Consider the following 16,358-nt stretch of genomic DNA (forward strand, 5'->3'; position numbering starts at 1 on the left):
CATGATTAACTTAAACAAAGCCCTTTTAAGGGCTAAATCTTTGCCGTTAGCTGTATTGTTACTGTTAAGCGCAGTTTTTAGCGCCGTTAGTACGGCGCAAGAGACCTTGCATCAACCATGGCAGGCTTTATTAACTCAGCACGTTTCGCCAATTAATGATGGTCATTCAAGCCAAGTAAATTATGCCGGCATGAAAACTGATCATGTAAAGCTAACGGCTTATTTAACTGCCCTTGGTAAGATTGATAAACAAACGTTTGAGCAATGGCCTGCCCCTAAGCAATTGTCATTTTTGATCAATGCTTACAATGCTTGGACAGTTGAACTGATTCTAACGGCTTACCCTGATATAAAGTCGATAAAAGATCTTGGTAGCTTTTTTAGTTCACCGTGGAGTAAGAAGTTTATTCCTCTGCTTGGTGAAACGCGTAGCTTAGACAATATTGAGCATGAATTAATTCGTGGCGATAATAAATATGGCGATCCGCGTATTCACTTTGCGGTAAATTGTGCCAGCATTGGCTGCCCTGCTTTGCGTGAAGAAGCTTATAGCGCTGACAAACTAGAGCAACAATTAAGTGAGCAAACGATACGTTTTTTAACCGATAAGAGCCGTAATCGTTTTACTGAAGATGCAATGGAGCTTTCCGCTATTTTCAAATGGTATGGCGATGACTTCACACAAGGCTTTCGTGGCAGTCATTCTCTATCTGCTTTCGTATTGCTCTACCGTGAAGCATTGAACTTAACACCAGCGCAACAAGCAGGTTTAAAGTCGGAAGACATGGCAACGAATTTCTTAAATTATGATTGGGCACTCAATGCCGCTAGGTAAATCGAAGTGTTTTTTGAATGGTGAAAGGGGTCGTTTCTCGACTCTTTTTGCCACTCATTTTCCGCATCAAACCGTCATGTCGTTATCGTATCAACAAGCCAATAACTTTATGACACCCGTATCAAAAACCTCAAGGGTTAAGGCAGTTATGCCCACTGTTTGGTTACCTAGGTTAAGGTTTTTAGCTGGGTTCACCCTGCTGTTTACCATGCTATTTACTACAAGCTCATTAAGTTATGCCAACACTGCCTTTGCAGCGCCCCCTGAAACAAGCTCAGTCGCTAAAGTGAACAGCGTATTAATATCAAACAACTCACCGATACAAACAAAGTGGAGTACGGGAGAAACATTAGGAAAAAACCCCTCAGTTTATTTTCATGCTTGGGGCGGTGACCCGCAAATTAATAGCTATATTCAATGGCTTGCTAAGCGAGTAAAGCAAGAATATAACATTGACTTACAGCATGTAAAACTAACCGACACCAGCGAAGCTGTTAGTCGTGTTTTAGCAGAAAAGTCAGCAAATAATCATCAGCAAGGACAAGTTGATTTAGTTTGGATCAATGGTGAAAATTTTGCATCAATGGCAAAGTATCAGCTCTTAGCGCAAGGTTGGGTTTCACAATTACCTAACTTTTGGCTAACGAACCCCAGAGAGAATGAGGCAATGACCCGTGATTTTGGCTTGCCAACGCAAGGCATGGAAGCACCTTGGGGACAAGCTTCGCTAACCTTTTATTACACACCTTTAACTAATATCAATAAGCCAATAAATACATATCAAGATAGTATTCGCCATGCACCAAAAAATATTAGCCAATTATTAACTTGGGCTGAGCAAAACCCTGGTCGCTTTACTTACCCAAAACCGCCTGATTTTTTATCATTAAGCTTTTTAAAGTATGCCTTAATCACACTTAATCAGCATCAGCCAGCGCAAGTAAAGTCAGGTCTATATCAAGCAGTAACAACGCAAAGCCAAGCAACATTGCTACCCGTTTTATGGTCATTTTTAGATAAACTGCATCCGTATTTGTGGCATCAAGGGCGATATTTTGTTGCCAGTGGCACAGCATTACAAAGACTTGTTGGTGACGGCGAGATAAACTTAGGCTTTACCTTCTCTGCTGCGCAAGTACCGGCAGCGGTTGAACGCTATAACTTACCCAAAAATACCCGTAGCTTCGTCATGCAAGATGGTAGTTTAAGTAATATTCATTTTATCGCTATTCCTTATAATGCCGCAAATAGTGATGCCGCAAAAGTAGTAGCCAATTTTATGCTCAGTGTTGAGGCGCAGGCTAAAAAACAACAAGCTAAAATATGGGGCGACAGCACGGTTCTCGATGTGTCGCAACTAAGTCAGCAAGAACAATTATTGTTTAGTATTGAGCAACAGCACCCAAGCGCCTTACCTGTTAGCAGTAAAATCACAGCATTAAGTGAGCCCCATCCCAGTTGGTCAATATTATTAACCCGTGAATGGTTAAAACGTTATGGAGCGCAATAACAAATGAGCCATAAGCTGACGAGTAATTCCTTAAACAACCGTCCTCTAAAAGATGAGACCAAGCTGCTCGACACACTTTTTAGTACCGTGGTAAAGTTCAGCCCTAAATTATTAATAGCGATATTAATTTTACCTGTGCTGGGTGGTTTATTAGGTGTGCTTTTACCGGCCTTTGGTTGGTTACCGGCTTTAGACAGAACTCAGTTTGGCTTACAAGGCTTTCAGCAACTAGTACAAACACCCGGCATAGCTCAAATGATCGGCTTGAGTTTTTTCAGCAGTATTGTCAGTGGTTTATTAGCTTTTATTATGACACTTTTACTGTTAGCCAATTATTTTGATAGCCCGTGGTTAGCCCGTATTCAACGTTTGTTAGGGCCTATTTTAGTGATACCCCATGCCGCGGCCGCAATAGCTATTGCCTTTTTGATCACACCTTCAGGCATGATTGCTCGCCTACTGTCACCTTGGTTAACCGGTTGGCAAAGTCCGACAGATTGGTTACTGCCCCATGACCCTTACGGTATTAGTATTATTATGGGTTTAACACTAAAAGAGCTGCCTTTTTTATTATTAATGACTTTGGGCGCTATTGCTCAACCCGAGCTTAATATCAAGTTACGGGCGCAATATCGTGTTGCGCTTAGCTTAGGCTATTATCCGATAACGGGGTTTTTCAAGGCCGTGCTACCTAACATTTATCCGTTAATGCGTTTACCCATGTTAGCCATACTCGCATACGCCAGTGCCAGTGTAGAAATGCCTTTAATATTGGGGCCAAATACACCACCGACATTAGCGGTTGCCATTATGAACTGGTTTCATGATGTCGATTTAAGCTTGCGAATAAAAGCGTCCGCTGGGGCAATATTACAATTATTCATTACGCTTTCGGTGCTATTCACTTGGTGGCTATTAGAAAAGCTAACTCAAACTATAAGCAGTAAAAGCTTAAGTAACGGTCAGCGCACATATGGTGATGTTTTCTGGTCTAAAATCATCAATATTTTTACCCTGTTGTTAATCGGCTTTATTGCCTTGGCGTTGATTGGCATGGTGTTTTGGTCATTTGCCGGCTTCTGGCAGTTTCCGTTAGCACTGCCTGAACAATGGGTAATAATGCATTGGCAATCGGCTTTGCTACAAGTACAAACACCGATAATAAACTCACTCTCCATTGGCTTGGTCGCGACTAGCATTGCCCTCATTTTAACTTTGCTGACCTTAGAGTTTGAAAAACAAAACGGGGCTCAGCTCTCACGCTTTAGTAGTGTCATTATTTATTTGCCGTTAATGATCCCCAGCATTGCTTTTTTATTTGGCTTAGTCTGGCTACAAGAAGCGGTTCATAGTAAAGCAACCTTTATCAATGTTGCCTTGGCACATTTACTGTTTGTTTTACCTTATGTATTTTTATCTTTAGCCACCAGTTATCGCCTGCTTGACTCGCGTTATGCACAAGTGGCGGCAAGCTTAGGTGCATCGCCGATTAAAATATTTTTACAGCTGAGTTTGCCACAATTATTAATGCCTATAATGATGGCCAGTGCATTAGGACTTGCCATTAGTTTTAGCCAATATTTACCAACATTATTAGTCGGTGGTGGACGGCTTAATACCGTGACCACCGAAGCGGTAAGCTTAGCCAACGGCGCGAGTCGCCGCACAAGTGCGGTTTATGCGCTAATACAGATGCTTTTACCCGCCATCGCTTTTTCGCTAATTTGGCTAATATCGATGCGAAAAAACAGACAAAAGGCTCAAGTAAAGCACAATAACAAAACAGTAAGTTATATCACTAAGGTTAACCGATGAGCAGTTCTTTTGAGAACAACAGTTTACAGATAAAAAACTTAACCATAATGCGCCAGCAAACACCTTTACTAGCACTTAACGAAACGATAAAAGGTGGTGACGTACTGACCATAATGGGACCTTCAGGCAGTGGAAAATCAACGTTATTAAATTGGCTAACCGGTATGTTGCCCAAAGAATTTCAAGCTGATGGTCAGCTTTATCTCAACGGTGAAAATATTACCAAAGTCGCCAGTTATCAGCGTAATATCGGATTATTGTTTCAAGACGCTTTGTTATTTTCGCATTTATCTGTTGCCGGTAATATTGCTTTTGCGATGCCTAAAGGCGATAACAAAACACGCGCAATAAAAATTAGTCAGGCACTGTCTGATGTGGGTTTAGCTGGTTTAGAAAATCGCCAACCTGAGAGTTTATCTGGCGGACAGCAAGCACGTGTGGCCTTGTTACGGGTATTATTGAGTCAACCTAAAGCCATATTATTGGATGAGCCATTTAGTAAATTAGATAGTCAGTTACGCCAAGAGACTCGACAGTTAGTCTTTGAACAAATTAGACAACACCAATTACCTGTTATTATGGTGACACATGATGAGTCAGACGCCATAGCGGCTAATGGCAAAGTGTTGCACTTGAAAACACCACAACAAGACATTTAAGAAACAGACTTATGCTAGATAAATATATTACGCCTTTGATAAAGCCTTTGTTACAGCCTGTGGTTAGTTTGTTAGATAAACGCCAAGTAACCGCAGATCAACTCACCCTAGTCGGTTTTATAATAGGTTTGTTAGCCGTGCCTTTTTTAGCCTTAAACTTATGGAATTTAGCTTTAGCCGCCATTGTACTAAACCGGCTATTTGATGGTTTAGATGGTGCACTAGCACGGCACCAAAACAACAGCACCAGCGCAGGTGGCTTTTTAGATATTTGCCTCGACTTTTTATTTTATGCCGCGATACCCTTAGGTTTTGCATTGGCTAACCCCGAGCAAAATGCTTTAGCCGCCGCAGTATTGTTAGCGGTATTTATGGGTACTGGATCGAGCTTTTTAGCTTTTGCTATTCCAGCCGAAAAACTCAACTTGGACAAACCACAATTTGCTTACAAAAGTTTTTATTATTTAAATGGCTTAACCGAAGGCACCGAGACCATTCTTATTTTTGTCACATTTTGTTTATGGCCACAATATTTTGCTGAACTTGCCTATGGCTTTGCTTCATTAGCGGCAATAACAATTGTTACACGGGTTTATGGCGGCTATCATACATTAAAAGAACACAGCTTAAAAAAGCCAACTAAGACGGCGAAAAATAATGATAAAGATAAGTTAACCGAGGGGCAATAAATGTCAGATACCAGTTTACGATTAAGTATTTTCTTTGCCATTTTTATCACTATGTTAGTGCTAGAAAGCTGCTTTCCTGCACGTAAAAGCAAACTGACTAAAGGTGATCGTTGGTTAGGTAACTTTTCTTTGTTAATTTTATCGTCAGTCGTTGCTAGGCTATTAGTACCTATTGGTGTTACCGGTATTGCTTTGTATAGTTCAGCACAAGGTATTGGCCTATTCAATGTCATTAACTTGCCAAATTGGCTGAGTATCGCTTTGAGTTTATTATTATTAGATTTAATGATTTATTGGCAACATCGACTTTTTCATCTTGTGCCTATACTGTGGCGTGTTCATAAAGTTCATCATGCCGACAGTCATACCGATGCCAGTACGGGCTTGCGCTTTCATCCCATTGAAATAGTGTTAAGTATATTACTTAAAGGCTTAGCGGTTATTGTACTTGGCGTACCTGCACTTGCGGTGATTATTTTTGAAGTAGCGCTCAATGGCTTTTCGCTATTCAATCATGCCAATATTCGATTACCCCCTTGGTTAGAGCGACCATTACGAACCATACTTATTACGCAAGAATTACACCGTATTCATCACAGCCAAGTAGTAGAAGAAACTAATAGCAATTATGGGTTTAGTGTTAGTTGGTGGGATAGAATATTTGCTAGTTATAAGTCACAGGCACAAAGAAGTGATGAGGATTTAGCGATAGGTCTTAAAAGTTTTCCCGCCAATAAAAAAAATGCCAGTTTATTTACCTTATTAAAAATGCCTTTTAATAAGGTAAATAAACCTAAATAAACTCAACAAGGTAATCGGCTCAACTAAATTTAGACAAGCTAGTTAAGCGACTTTTTTCAATTTCATTATTTCGCTTTCATCATCGTTTGGGCTTTTGTAACCAAAATGATGAAAGCGGCAACTGCTATAAAACATTACTATCTAATTCAATATCTAATGCAATATGTAACTCAATATGTATTGCTGTGCTTCAACGCGTGTTTGGTAATTTTTCCATTGCATTCATTCTTGTTTCAAGCGAACAAAAAAACTGATGTTGCTGGAAATTAACTACGGTTATCTAAACCGTCACGCTATACAATAAGCGCTTTATAATAAGTGCCTTAAATAAAAATAGGGCAACACAATGTTGCCCTATTAGTACGATTAAACGATCAGTTTAGATTTATAAACGTTCAAATATAACGGCAATACCTTGTCCGCCACCAATGCACATAGTAACAAGTGCATACTTGCCACCTACACGATGTAGCTCGTGAATAGCTTTAGTGGCAATGACTGCTCCTGAAGCACCAATAGGGTGACCTAAAGCAATTGCGCCACCATTGGGATTAGTTTTTAGTGGGTCTAAATCAAGTCCTTTAGCAACGGTTAACGCTTGTGCTGCAAAGGCTTCGTTGGATTCAATAACATCCATATCAGTAATAGACAAGCCGGCTTTAGCCAATGCCGCTTTAGAGGCTGGAATAGGACCTTCGCCCATAACATCGTTAGGAACACCCGCAACCGCATAAGAAACCATACGTGCAATTGGCGATAAATTATTATGGCTTGCATAGTTTTCACTCGCTAGCGTTAAGAAAGATGCAGCATCGTTTATACCGGAGGCGTTACCTGCGGTTACGCTACCGTCTTTTTTAAATGCTGGACGCATTCCGGCTAATAACTCTGCCGTTGTGCCTGCTTTTATATGTTCATCCGTTTCAAAGAAAGTGCTGCCGCGGCGACTCTTAAGCTCTATTGGCACAATCTGGCTTTTAAAATAACCCGCCTCTACGGCTTTAGCGGCACGAGTGTGTGACTCTGCAGCGTAAGCATCTTGTGCTTCACGGCTTAAATGCCATTTAGTCGCTAGGTTTTCAGCAGTAATACCCATGTGACCAACGCCAAATGGGTCAGTTAATGTCGACACCATCATATCAATCATGGCACTGTCGCCCATACGAGCACCGGCACGCATAGCCGGTGACAAATATCCCCCACGTGACATATTTTCAACACCACCGCCAATCGCTAGCTGATGATCACCTAACATAATACCTTGGGCCGAACTCACCACTGCTTGCAAGCCAGAACTGCATAAGCGATTAAGCGCCATTGCAGTAGAGTTTAAAGACATGCCCGCTTGAATAGAGGCTACTCGCGCAACATAGGGAAAGCGGGATTCAGTTGGTATAGTATTACCCACTATCACTGATTCATATTGCTCCGCGTCTACTCCTGATTTTTTGATACTTTCGGCTAATACTTGTCCTGCCAACTCAGCCGGCTCTATGTCTTTTAAACCACCCGCAAAAGTACCAACAGCAGAACGCACGGCACTTAACACTACAACACTATTTACATTCATAATAATTTTTCCTCGCTAATTTAACGGATTCATATGTATGTTGATTTCAGCACTCAATGTAAAACTCGAATAATTTTTTGCAAATAACAAAATATAAGTAAATAAAGAAAGTCTAAAGAGTTAGAAAAAAGTGCTATACATGCAAAATAAAAAGTAGATAATTGTTCATCTACTTTAATAATATAAAAGTTATAACATGATATTTTCTATATCTTTTCCACTTCAAAATGCAGTTTTAGCGTTAAGCTAGCAAGTCAGATCAAGTTACGATATAAAGATAACGGCTGCACCCTTGTCAACATACTGAAATCTGCATCTTAAAGTTAAGCAGGTATATAATTAGTACATGTGCTGACCACCATTAATGGATAAGGTCGAGCCAGTAACAAAACCTGCTTCATCGGCCACTAAAAATAATACAGAACGTGCGATATCTTCTGGTTGACCTAATCGCCCTACCGGTATTGTTCTAACAATTTTGTCTAAAACATCAGCAGGAACTGCTCGCACCATATCCGTTTCAACATAACCTGGGGCAATCGCATTGACGGTAATGCCTTTTGCAGCGCCTTCTTGTGCCAATGCTTTGGTAAAACCATGGATACCAGATTTAGCGGCTGCATAGTTCACTTGACCATATTGACCTGCCTGGCCATTAACCGATCCTATATTAACAATGCGCCCGAATGAGCGCGCTCTCATACCCTCAATAACAGCGCGAGAAGTATTAAAACAAGAAGATAAATTGGTTTGAATAACTTTATTCCATTGCTCAAAATCCATTCGGTGCATGGTACCATCCCTAGTAATACCGGCATTATTTACAAGAATATCGATTGACCCGATTTCAGATTCTATATCATGAATACTTTTACTTACACTTTCAAAATCGCTGACGTCAAATTTAAACGACTTAATACCTGTTCGCTCGGTGAACTCTTGAGCTGCTTGATCATTGCCAGCATAATTCGCGATAACAGTGTAACCATGCTCTTTTAGCATTATGCTAATAGACTCGCCTATCCCACGTGTTCCACCTGTTACTAATGCAATGCGTCCCATATTTGTACTCCTTGTTGTATTTTATAATGATTCTATAGAGATTTATAATCCGTTTATTAACACTACTTCCACTTTCAACGTGAGCAATATACCAACACCTATCGTACAACTAGCATACTAACGTTTGAAAAAAATCGATGTTAATTTTTTAATGCTATATATTTTACCGCTTTCACTTTCTATTATGTTACTAGCTTGTTAAATAACTCTAGTCAGTGTTTGTGTTTAAAACAAATTTTTAGTGGTTCTTTATTGTTCTAAAACAACTTTCTACTGGTTATTAATTACGCTAAAAAAATGGGTGTTATTTACTATAATGTCTACACATTAACGTTTTGTGAATGTTGCTGTATAAAAACACCATTAGTTTAATTATCACTCAAAAATGAAATAGTTTTGTTAACATTATGAGCGTATCATTATATTCTGTTGTTATTTGACGCAATAAATAAAGGGAAGTAAAACATGACTCAAAAGAAAACAGCTTTGGTAACGGGTTCTGTCAGTGGTATTGGCTTAGGAATAGCAAAAAATTTAGCTAAGCAAGGTTATAAAGTCCTTATTAGCGATATTAATTTAGTTGTGGCACAAGAAGTTGCTCAAGCTATTAACCAGTCAGGAGGAGATGCCTTAGCGTTTAAGCTTGATGTGACGGTTCAAACTGATATTGATAATGTTATTGCTCATGCAAATGAATTTAATAACCGTATCGATGTTTTAGTCAATAATGCAGGTATTCAATATGTTGCTAAATTAGAAGATTTCCCAGCTGATAAATGGCAATTAATTACTAATGTATTATTAGTCGGACCCGCAATGATGACCAAAGCAATATTACCTTTGATGAGAGCTAATAATTTTGGTCGCATTATTAATATTGGCTCTTTACATGGTTTAGTAGCATCGCCATACAAAAGTGCCTATGTTGCTGCCAAGCACGGCATTATTGGTTTTTCTAAAGTGATTGCGTTAGAAACTGGCGAGCAAGATATTACGATTAATACCATTTGCCCTGCCTATGTAAAAACGCCACTCGTTGAGAAACAAATTGCTGATACAGCAAAAGAACATGGCATTAGTGAAGAAGAAGTTGTTAACAATATTATGTTGGCCCCCATGCCAAAAAAAGCTTTTATTGATATAGAAGAAATATGTGCTTCAGTGACTTATTTAGCCAGTGATCTAGCTAAAAATATGACTGGACAAACTATGGTATTAGATGGTGGTTGGGTAGCAAGATAGTCGGGTTACCTATATCCATTACTCATATCCGTTACCATAAAAAATACAGATTTTTGGTATTAATTAACCTGATTTGAGTCAAGCATAGTAATTTTAAGCCCATCGAAGCTGTATTTGCACCCTATCATTTTATGCTTGGGCTGACTTGTAACAGAATAACTCTTTTTACATTACAGCACCTTGAATTAGACTAGCTCAAGCGCTCAAAAATACAACTTAATGGCTACGGACGTACAAGTGATGAGAAAGTAGGTTTGATCAAACCTACTTTTGAGTTAATCAGTAAACTATTTTTATGATAACAGTTAGTTATATTTTTTAATAAATTTTGTGATACTAGGCGCGATTCTATTGCGAAAACCTGAGCCACTGAAGGTGCCAAAATGACCTACACCATCAAAAATTTCATGCAGTTTATCTTTCGCTGAAATATTGGCACATAAAGATTGTGCTGCTTCAGTTTGACCTAAAGAACAAATATCATCGTCTCGCCCTTCAATGGTATGCAAAGGAGTATGAGTTATTGCCGATAAATCAACTAGTTCACCTCGGTAAGTCATTTTACCATTGGCTAGGTCTTGATTAATAAAAACTCGGTCAATCGTTTCTAAATAGAACTCACCATTAAGATCTAATACCGCTAGGTATTCATCATAAAAATCACGGTGACTTGCTCTCTTTTCTTCTTTGCCATGAAAAACATGGCTAAGATAATCAGTATGTTTATTTATATGGCTTTCTATGTTCATCAACAGAAAAGAAGCTAATTGGATAAAGCCAGGATATACTTTTCTTCCAGCACCTGGAAAGCGATTAGGCACGGTCATAATCACGTTATTTTCAAACCAACTTAAATCTTTACTATTAGCATATCTATTAAGCTCGTTAGGATTAATACTAGTATCAATAGGACCCGCCATCAATGTAAGTGATTTAGGGCTGCAAGGATCTTTCGCTTTAGCCATTACCGCTGTTGCTATTAACGCCTGAACCGTAGGTTGACAAACGGCTAATACGTGAGTGTTTTCACCGATCTCATGCATAAAATCAATTAAGTAACTTACGTAATCATCAAAACCAAAACTTCCTTCAGATAAAGGCACATGTTTAGCATCTAGCCAATCAGTAATGTAAACATCATGGTCTGCAACTAAACGCTCTATTGTAGCTTTTAATAAAGTGCCATGATGACCTGAAAGCGGCGCCACTAAAAATAGTTTGGGTTGCTTAACATTGGTATCTTGTGCGAAATGAATTAAATTACAAAAAGGTTTTTTTAGAATGACTTGTTCGGTAACACCAATAGATTTGCCATCAATTAAAGTTGTTTTAACATCATAAGCTTGTTTGTCATAAATTTTAGTGTAGTGATAGGCACTATCAAGTCCCGCACTAATGCTTTTTCCTAACAAGGTCTTTGCATAAGGGTTAAACGGGTGAGTTATGAATTGCTGACTCAAGGCGATAAAACCATTCATCATTTCGGCTGAGCGAGTATATAAATCGTAAGTTTGATACATCATATGTTGTTTATCCTGCGGTGCAGCATTTATATATAAAATGAGTGTACATAGCAAATCTGTATTGGTCAATAATATTTTGCTGCACCGCGTCAAAAATAAATATATCTTAAGTGTTCACTCATTATAAACACGCATTATGTAGCTTAAATTTACGTTTGAAGACACGGTTAACATAAATAATAAGCAAATATGTTTGTATCTTATTAATATTGTTTGTAACTTGTTTGTTGATAATTTGTTAAAAATACTTTTACTTTGTGTTTTTTAACCGCAGATAAATTGTAATCATATAATTTAAAGGGATATATTATGGAATCAAGTCAACAGAAGGAAGTAATTGATTTTTTAGGGCAATACACAGAGGTATTTAATAGTCTGGTCAAACAAGTTTTACATGATCCTGATAAAAAAAGTTTAAATTCAATGATGGATTCAGAAAAATTATCTCAACTTTTATCTAAAGGGGTAAAAGTTGATACTGCCATGTTATTTAATAAACAAATGTCTTTTATGAATCAGCAAGCTGAGCTTTGGCAGAGTGCGACTAAAGCATTAATGGGTACAAAAGTTGAGCCTGTGGTGTCAGAGCAGCATAATGATCGAAGGTTTAAAGACAGCGAATGGTCTGAAAACCCTGTTTATAACTATTTAAAACAGTCTTATCTATTAAATTCTAACATGATGCAAGAAATGGTTAACAGTTTACATTTCGAGGATGCCAAAGCCGAAGAGCAAGTTAAATTTTATACTCGACAATATATCAATTCTGTTTCTCCAACCAATAATGCATTAACCAATCCAGAAGTTTGTCGAGACATTTTAGAGTCTAAAGGCGAAAACCTAATCAAGGGGTTACAAAACTTTATCCAAGACTTACAACAAAGTCCTGCCGATGCACTTAAGATCACCCAAACAGACCCTGATGCGTTTACTTTAGGTGAAAACTTAGCCTATACCCCTGGTGATGTCATTTACCAAAATGACTTAATTCAATTGATTCAGTACAAAGCCAGCACTAAAAAAGTTAATGAAGTCCCACTATTGTTTATTCCACCTTGTGTTAATAAGTATTATGTCTTAGACATGGACGAGAAAAAATCACTGATAAAATGGGCAGTAAGTCAGGGGCATACGGTATTTATCATTTCATGGGTAAATCCAGACGCAAAACTTTCTCATAAAGGCTTTAATGACTATATGAAAGAAGGGCCAATTGCCGCACTCGATGTGATTGAAGAAGTCACAAAATCAAGCAAAATCAATGTGGTTGGTTATTGCATTGGCGGCACATTATTAGCAACAACCCAGTCATACTTATTGGCAAAAGGTGATACTCGAATAAACTCGTTAACCTTTTTAACCACATTATTAGATTTTGAAGAACCGGGTGAAATAGGTGTTTATCTGTCTGAGGAAGTATTACCTTTCTTGAAAAAAAATATTAAAGAGAAAGGCATCTTAGATGGCCGCGTGCTTGGTTTAGCGTTTAGCATGTTACGTGAAAACAGCCTATTTTGGTCATATTTTGTCAATAACTACCTAAAGGGCAAAGACCCTGCGCCGTTCGATCTTTTATACTGGAACAGCGACTCTTCAAATTTACCAGCAGAAACCTTTGATTTTTATATCAAGCATACCTATCAAGAAAATAACTTGATAAAAGATGGTGCCGTTGAAATTGAGGGTGTTGCTATTGAACTCAGTAAAATTAAAACACCCAGTTATTTCTTAGCCACCATTGCCGATCACATTGTTTTGTGGCAAGCATCATACAAAGGAGCTAAAGTGCTTTCTGGACCTACAAGGTTTGTTTTAGCTGGCTCTGGTCACTTAGCCGGTGTGGTTAACTCTGTCGATCATGGCAAATATCCACATTGGGTTAATGACGAACTTTCTGACTCTGCAGAGCATTGGTTTGAAGGTTCGACCAAAAAAGAAGGGTCTTGGTGGACAGATTGGGAAAATTGGGTTGCTCCTCAATCAGGTCAGCAAGTAACCGCACGTAAACAAGGCTCTAAAAAACATGTAAGTATAGAAGCGGCACCAGGCAGTTACGTTAAAAAGCGTAATTAGTCTCGTGATAACCCCCCTCTTTTCTGCGTTATCTTGCTAACCTGATAGCTAAGCTGAAAGTTAAACTAAAAAGCGACCAGAAAGGTCGCTTTTTTTCTAGAGAGTATATCTGTTATACTGAACACCAATATTACTTGCAGTAAATTTTTAGTAACTTATCGTAAGTGAAAATTAATAACCGACTGAGATTATTACCCTTGATCACAATTAAAAGATATCCAAACCGTCGTCTGTATGACACTACAAAGAGTCATTATGTAAATTTGGATTATATTAGAGAATTAGTTATATCGAATCAAGAGTTTAAAATAGTTGACTCGAAAACAAGTGAAGATAAAACTCGTAGTATTTTAGTTCAAATTATAAGTGAAGAAGAAACAAGTGAGCGACAATCGCTGTTAACCAATACCTTATTGAAGCGCTTAATATGTTTTTATGGCAATGATAATCAAGATTATTTACAACAATTTCTTGAACAAAGTCTTGCTGCTTTTATTGAACATCAGGATGATATTTTAAAACTGAGCAATGACATTAATAAAAACTCTCCTTTTGGTTTATTTAGCAGTATTGTCGAACAAAATATGAATATTTGGACTAAATTCCAGAAGCCAACAGATAAACAGTAACAAAATGTTGCACTGCAACAAAATAATAATTGACTAAAAACTTAAAGATTGGTTAAATTCTCACCAAATGATGCTGCTTATCAGCAAAAATTAAGGAGAAGTTTATGTTTAATCAATTTACAGATTTATTTCAAACCTCATCAGACCCAATTGATAAGTTGGTCAAATTAAATATATCAACAGCAAATGCTATTGCACATCAACAAGGATTGCTCATTACCAGTTTGTTTAATGACAGTATGTCATTTAGTCAAAAGATAATGACAACACCAGACATAAACATTTTTGTTGCCGAACAAGCAAAATTTAGTGCCTATGTGCAAAATGAATTAACTGATGCCATAAAACAAACCTCTGAAACACTCACCCATGCGCAAAAAGATGCAGAAGAAATTCTTAATGATTCTTTTGCCGTATTTTCCACTAAAGTGAATGAAACTTTAGTGGAAAATGTCGCCGTTGCTCCAGAAGTGCTCAATAAAAATAAAACTCAGCCAGCGAAACAGACTGCAGTACAAACATCAGCACTAACAACAACTAAAGCCGCACCAAAAAAAGCTAAAGTAAAAACCACACCAAAAGCTGAAGTTAAAGCTACGCCAAAAGCTGAAGTTAAAGCTATACCAAAAGCTGAAGTTAACATTATATCTAAAAAATAACTAAAACTTGTATTAACGCTATAGATTTAAACTGAATCAAAGATTTACTTTTAAATTATAACTATTATTTTACAATGACTTGAACTGGCATTAAAACTTTATGCTGCACAGCAGCAAAAAAACATTGACGACTCTGTTGTGAGCACTTATACTCAATTTGAATTAAATTGCTGCACCGCAGTATAATATAAAACTAAATAGGAACTATCATTATGTTTACACAATTAACTGAACAATTTACTACTGCAATGAAATCATTAAACAATACAGACCAGTTCACTGCAGCAATGAAGCCATTTAATACCCTTGTAGAACTTAATACTAAAACGGTTGAGCAATTAATCAATCAGCAATCAGCATTAATGACTACGATCCTGAACGACAGTGCAGCTCAAACTAAAGCATTGTCAGCTCAGAAAGATTTAGCCGCAGCGATTGAGTCACAAAAAGCTTACACTGAAGCGCTTCAAGCGAAAGTTACTGCTTCAGCTAAAGAGACTTATGATGTTGTCACTAAAACTTCTGAAGAAGTGACCAACTTAATTAAAGATTCTATGGCAAACGCGACTAGCGTGGCTAAAGATTCTATGGCAAAAGCGACCAGCACTGCTAAAGAAACTATGGCAAAAGCGACTACCGCTGCTAAATAATTTATGACTAATAAATAAGCTAATTTGTGCTTGTTGATGAAAAACCAGTATCTTGATACTGGTTTTTTTCGTCACTGAAAAGTCTATAATTAATCAGTATGATGGTTAAAAATATAAACCGAAAAATTAGCCTTTCAGCCAATCGTACAGCTACTAAATAACAATTTCTATTATCTTATCTTTAAATAAGCCAACCACTCTTTATGCTGCGCAAAGGTAGCGCAACAGTTGTCGTACTCACTAATATTGACACTGTACTAAATCACTAAACCTTCAAGCACTAAACCTATACCAACCTTTGGCAGAAAAAAAGGTGGTACATATATGCTCATTATTAACCGTTGCTTTGGCCTTGTTTTCTATAGCGCTACATGCCCCAAAACGCCACAGAAGTAAACAAGTAATGTCTATTTTCCTGTCCAACACTACCTTTTTAGTATCGATAAAAATGTAATTGAGTTCTCAGGCATCTGAAGACTAATCAGAATCCTTATTGGCTCAAGTCTTAGCATTTTTTGACTAATTTTGACATTGAAAAATGGTATAATTAGTCTGATTTTTCAACATAATGAAAGTTGTAATGCGAATCAAAAGAATCCAAGACATAACATGTCGTCATAATACTTGTTTAACTAGAGAAC

At 37.8% G+C, this 16,358-nt stretch carries 14 protein-coding genes; 11 read left to right on the top strand and 3 right to left on the bottom strand.

Annotation, left to right across the window (positions count from 1 at the left end; all coding sequences use genetic code 11):
* Position 1: 1 nt before the first annotated feature.
* From H4J59_RS04725 to H4J59_RS04750, 6 genes are all read left to right on the top strand, one after another.
* On the top strand, positions 2 to 835 hold the full coding sequence (locus H4J59_RS04725; protein WP_182237245.1) for a DUF547 domain-containing protein: 834 nt from the start codon (positions 2 to 4) through the stop codon (positions 833 to 835).
* Positions 836 to 983: 148 nt separating this feature from the next.
* A complete protein-coding gene (locus H4J59_RS04730; RefSeq protein WP_404852002.1) occupies positions 984 to 2,345 on the top strand; it encodes an ABC transporter substrate-binding protein in 1,362 nt (453 codons plus the stop codon).
* Positions 2,346 to 2,348: 3 nt separating this feature from the next.
* A complete protein-coding gene (locus tag H4J59_RS04735; RefSeq protein WP_182237247.1) occupies positions 2,349 to 4,160 on the top strand; it encodes an ABC transporter permease in 1,812 nt (603 codons plus the stop codon).
* Positions 4,157 to 4,819 carry an ATP-binding cassette domain-containing protein gene (locus H4J59_RS04740; RefSeq protein ID WP_182237249.1) on the top strand — a complete coding sequence of 221 codons (663 nt, stop codon included), beginning with the start codon at positions 4,157 to 4,159 and terminating at the stop codon, positions 4,817 to 4,819. Before H4J59_RS04735 ends, H4J59_RS04740 begins: the two co-directional genes overlap by 4 nt.
* Before the next feature lie 11 nt (positions 4,820 to 4,830).
* Positions 4,831 to 5,508 (top strand): CDP-alcohol phosphatidyltransferase family protein, encoded by a 678-nt coding sequence (locus H4J59_RS04745; RefSeq protein ID WP_182237251.1) that lies wholly within the window; start codon positions 4,831 to 4,833, stop codon positions 5,506 to 5,508.
* Entirely contained in the window at positions 5,509 to 6,309 is an 801-nt protein-coding gene (locus H4J59_RS04750; protein ID WP_182237253.1) for a sterol desaturase family protein, read from the top strand.
* Positions 6,310 to 6,694: 385 nt separating this feature from the next.
* On the opposite strand, the gene bktB is transcribed toward H4J59_RS04750, so the two are convergent.
* Complete coding sequence (bktB, locus tag H4J59_RS04755) at positions 6,695 to 7,879, bottom strand: beta-ketothiolase BktB (protein WP_182237255.1); 1,185 nt, start codon at positions 7,877 to 7,879, stop codon at positions 6,695 to 6,697.
* Between the two features lie 339 nt (positions 7,880 to 8,218).
* Positions 8,219 to 8,941, bottom strand: coding sequence for an acetoacetyl-CoA reductase (gene phbB, locus H4J59_RS04760; RefSeq protein ID WP_182237257.1), 723 nt, complete (start codon positions 8,939 to 8,941; stop codon positions 8,219 to 8,221).
* Positions 8,942 to 9,406: 465 nt separating this feature from the next.
* Between phbB and H4J59_RS04765 the strand changes: the two genes are divergently transcribed.
* Positions 9,407 to 10,183, top strand: a complete 777-nt coding sequence (locus H4J59_RS04765; protein WP_182237259.1) for a 3-hydroxybutyrate dehydrogenase — start codon at positions 9,407 to 9,409, stop codon at positions 10,181 to 10,183.
* A 305-nt stretch (positions 10,184 to 10,488) separates the two neighbouring features.
* On the opposite strand, the gene H4J59_RS04770 is transcribed toward H4J59_RS04765, so the two are convergent.
* Positions 10,489 to 11,706 (bottom strand): polyhydroxyalkanoate depolymerase, encoded by a 1,218-nt coding sequence (locus H4J59_RS04770; protein WP_182237261.1) that lies wholly within the window; start codon positions 11,704 to 11,706, stop codon positions 10,489 to 10,491.
* A gap of 309 nt (positions 11,707 to 12,015) precedes the next feature.
* Here H4J59_RS04770 and H4J59_RS04775 point away from each other — a divergent pair, with 309 nt between their 5' ends.
* The 4 genes from H4J59_RS04775 to phaP (H4J59_RS04790) all read left to right on the top strand — a co-directional run bounded on the left by H4J59_RS04775 (position 12,016) and on the right by phaP (H4J59_RS04790) (position 15,717).
* Complete coding sequence (locus H4J59_RS04775; protein WP_182237263.1) at positions 12,016 to 13,779, top strand: alpha/beta hydrolase; 1,764 nt, start codon at positions 12,016 to 12,018, stop codon at positions 13,777 to 13,779.
* Positions 13,780 to 13,943: 164 nt separating this feature from the next.
* Positions 13,944 to 14,408: a polyhydroxyalkanoate synthesis repressor PhaR gene (gene phaR / locus H4J59_RS04780; RefSeq protein ID WP_310649792.1), complete on the top strand. Its 465-nt coding sequence runs from the start codon at positions 13,944 to 13,946 to the stop codon at positions 14,406 to 14,408.
* Positions 14,409 to 14,512: 104 nt separating this feature from the next.
* Entirely contained in the window at positions 14,513 to 15,067 is a 555-nt protein-coding gene (phaP, locus tag H4J59_RS04785) for a TIGR01841 family phasin (protein WP_182237266.1), read from the top strand.
* A gap of 212 nt (positions 15,068 to 15,279) precedes the next feature.
* Positions 15,280 to 15,717 carry a TIGR01841 family phasin gene (phaP, locus tag H4J59_RS04790; protein ID WP_182237268.1) on the top strand — a complete coding sequence of 146 codons (438 nt, stop codon included), beginning with the start codon at positions 15,280 to 15,282 and terminating at the stop codon, positions 15,715 to 15,717.
* Positions 15,718 to 16,358: the final 641 nt, after the last annotated feature.

The sequence above is a fragment of the Colwellia sp. MB02u-10 genome (genome assembly GCF_014077185.1).
GTDB lineage: Bacteria > Pseudomonadota > Gammaproteobacteria > Enterobacterales > Alteromonadaceae > Cognaticolwellia.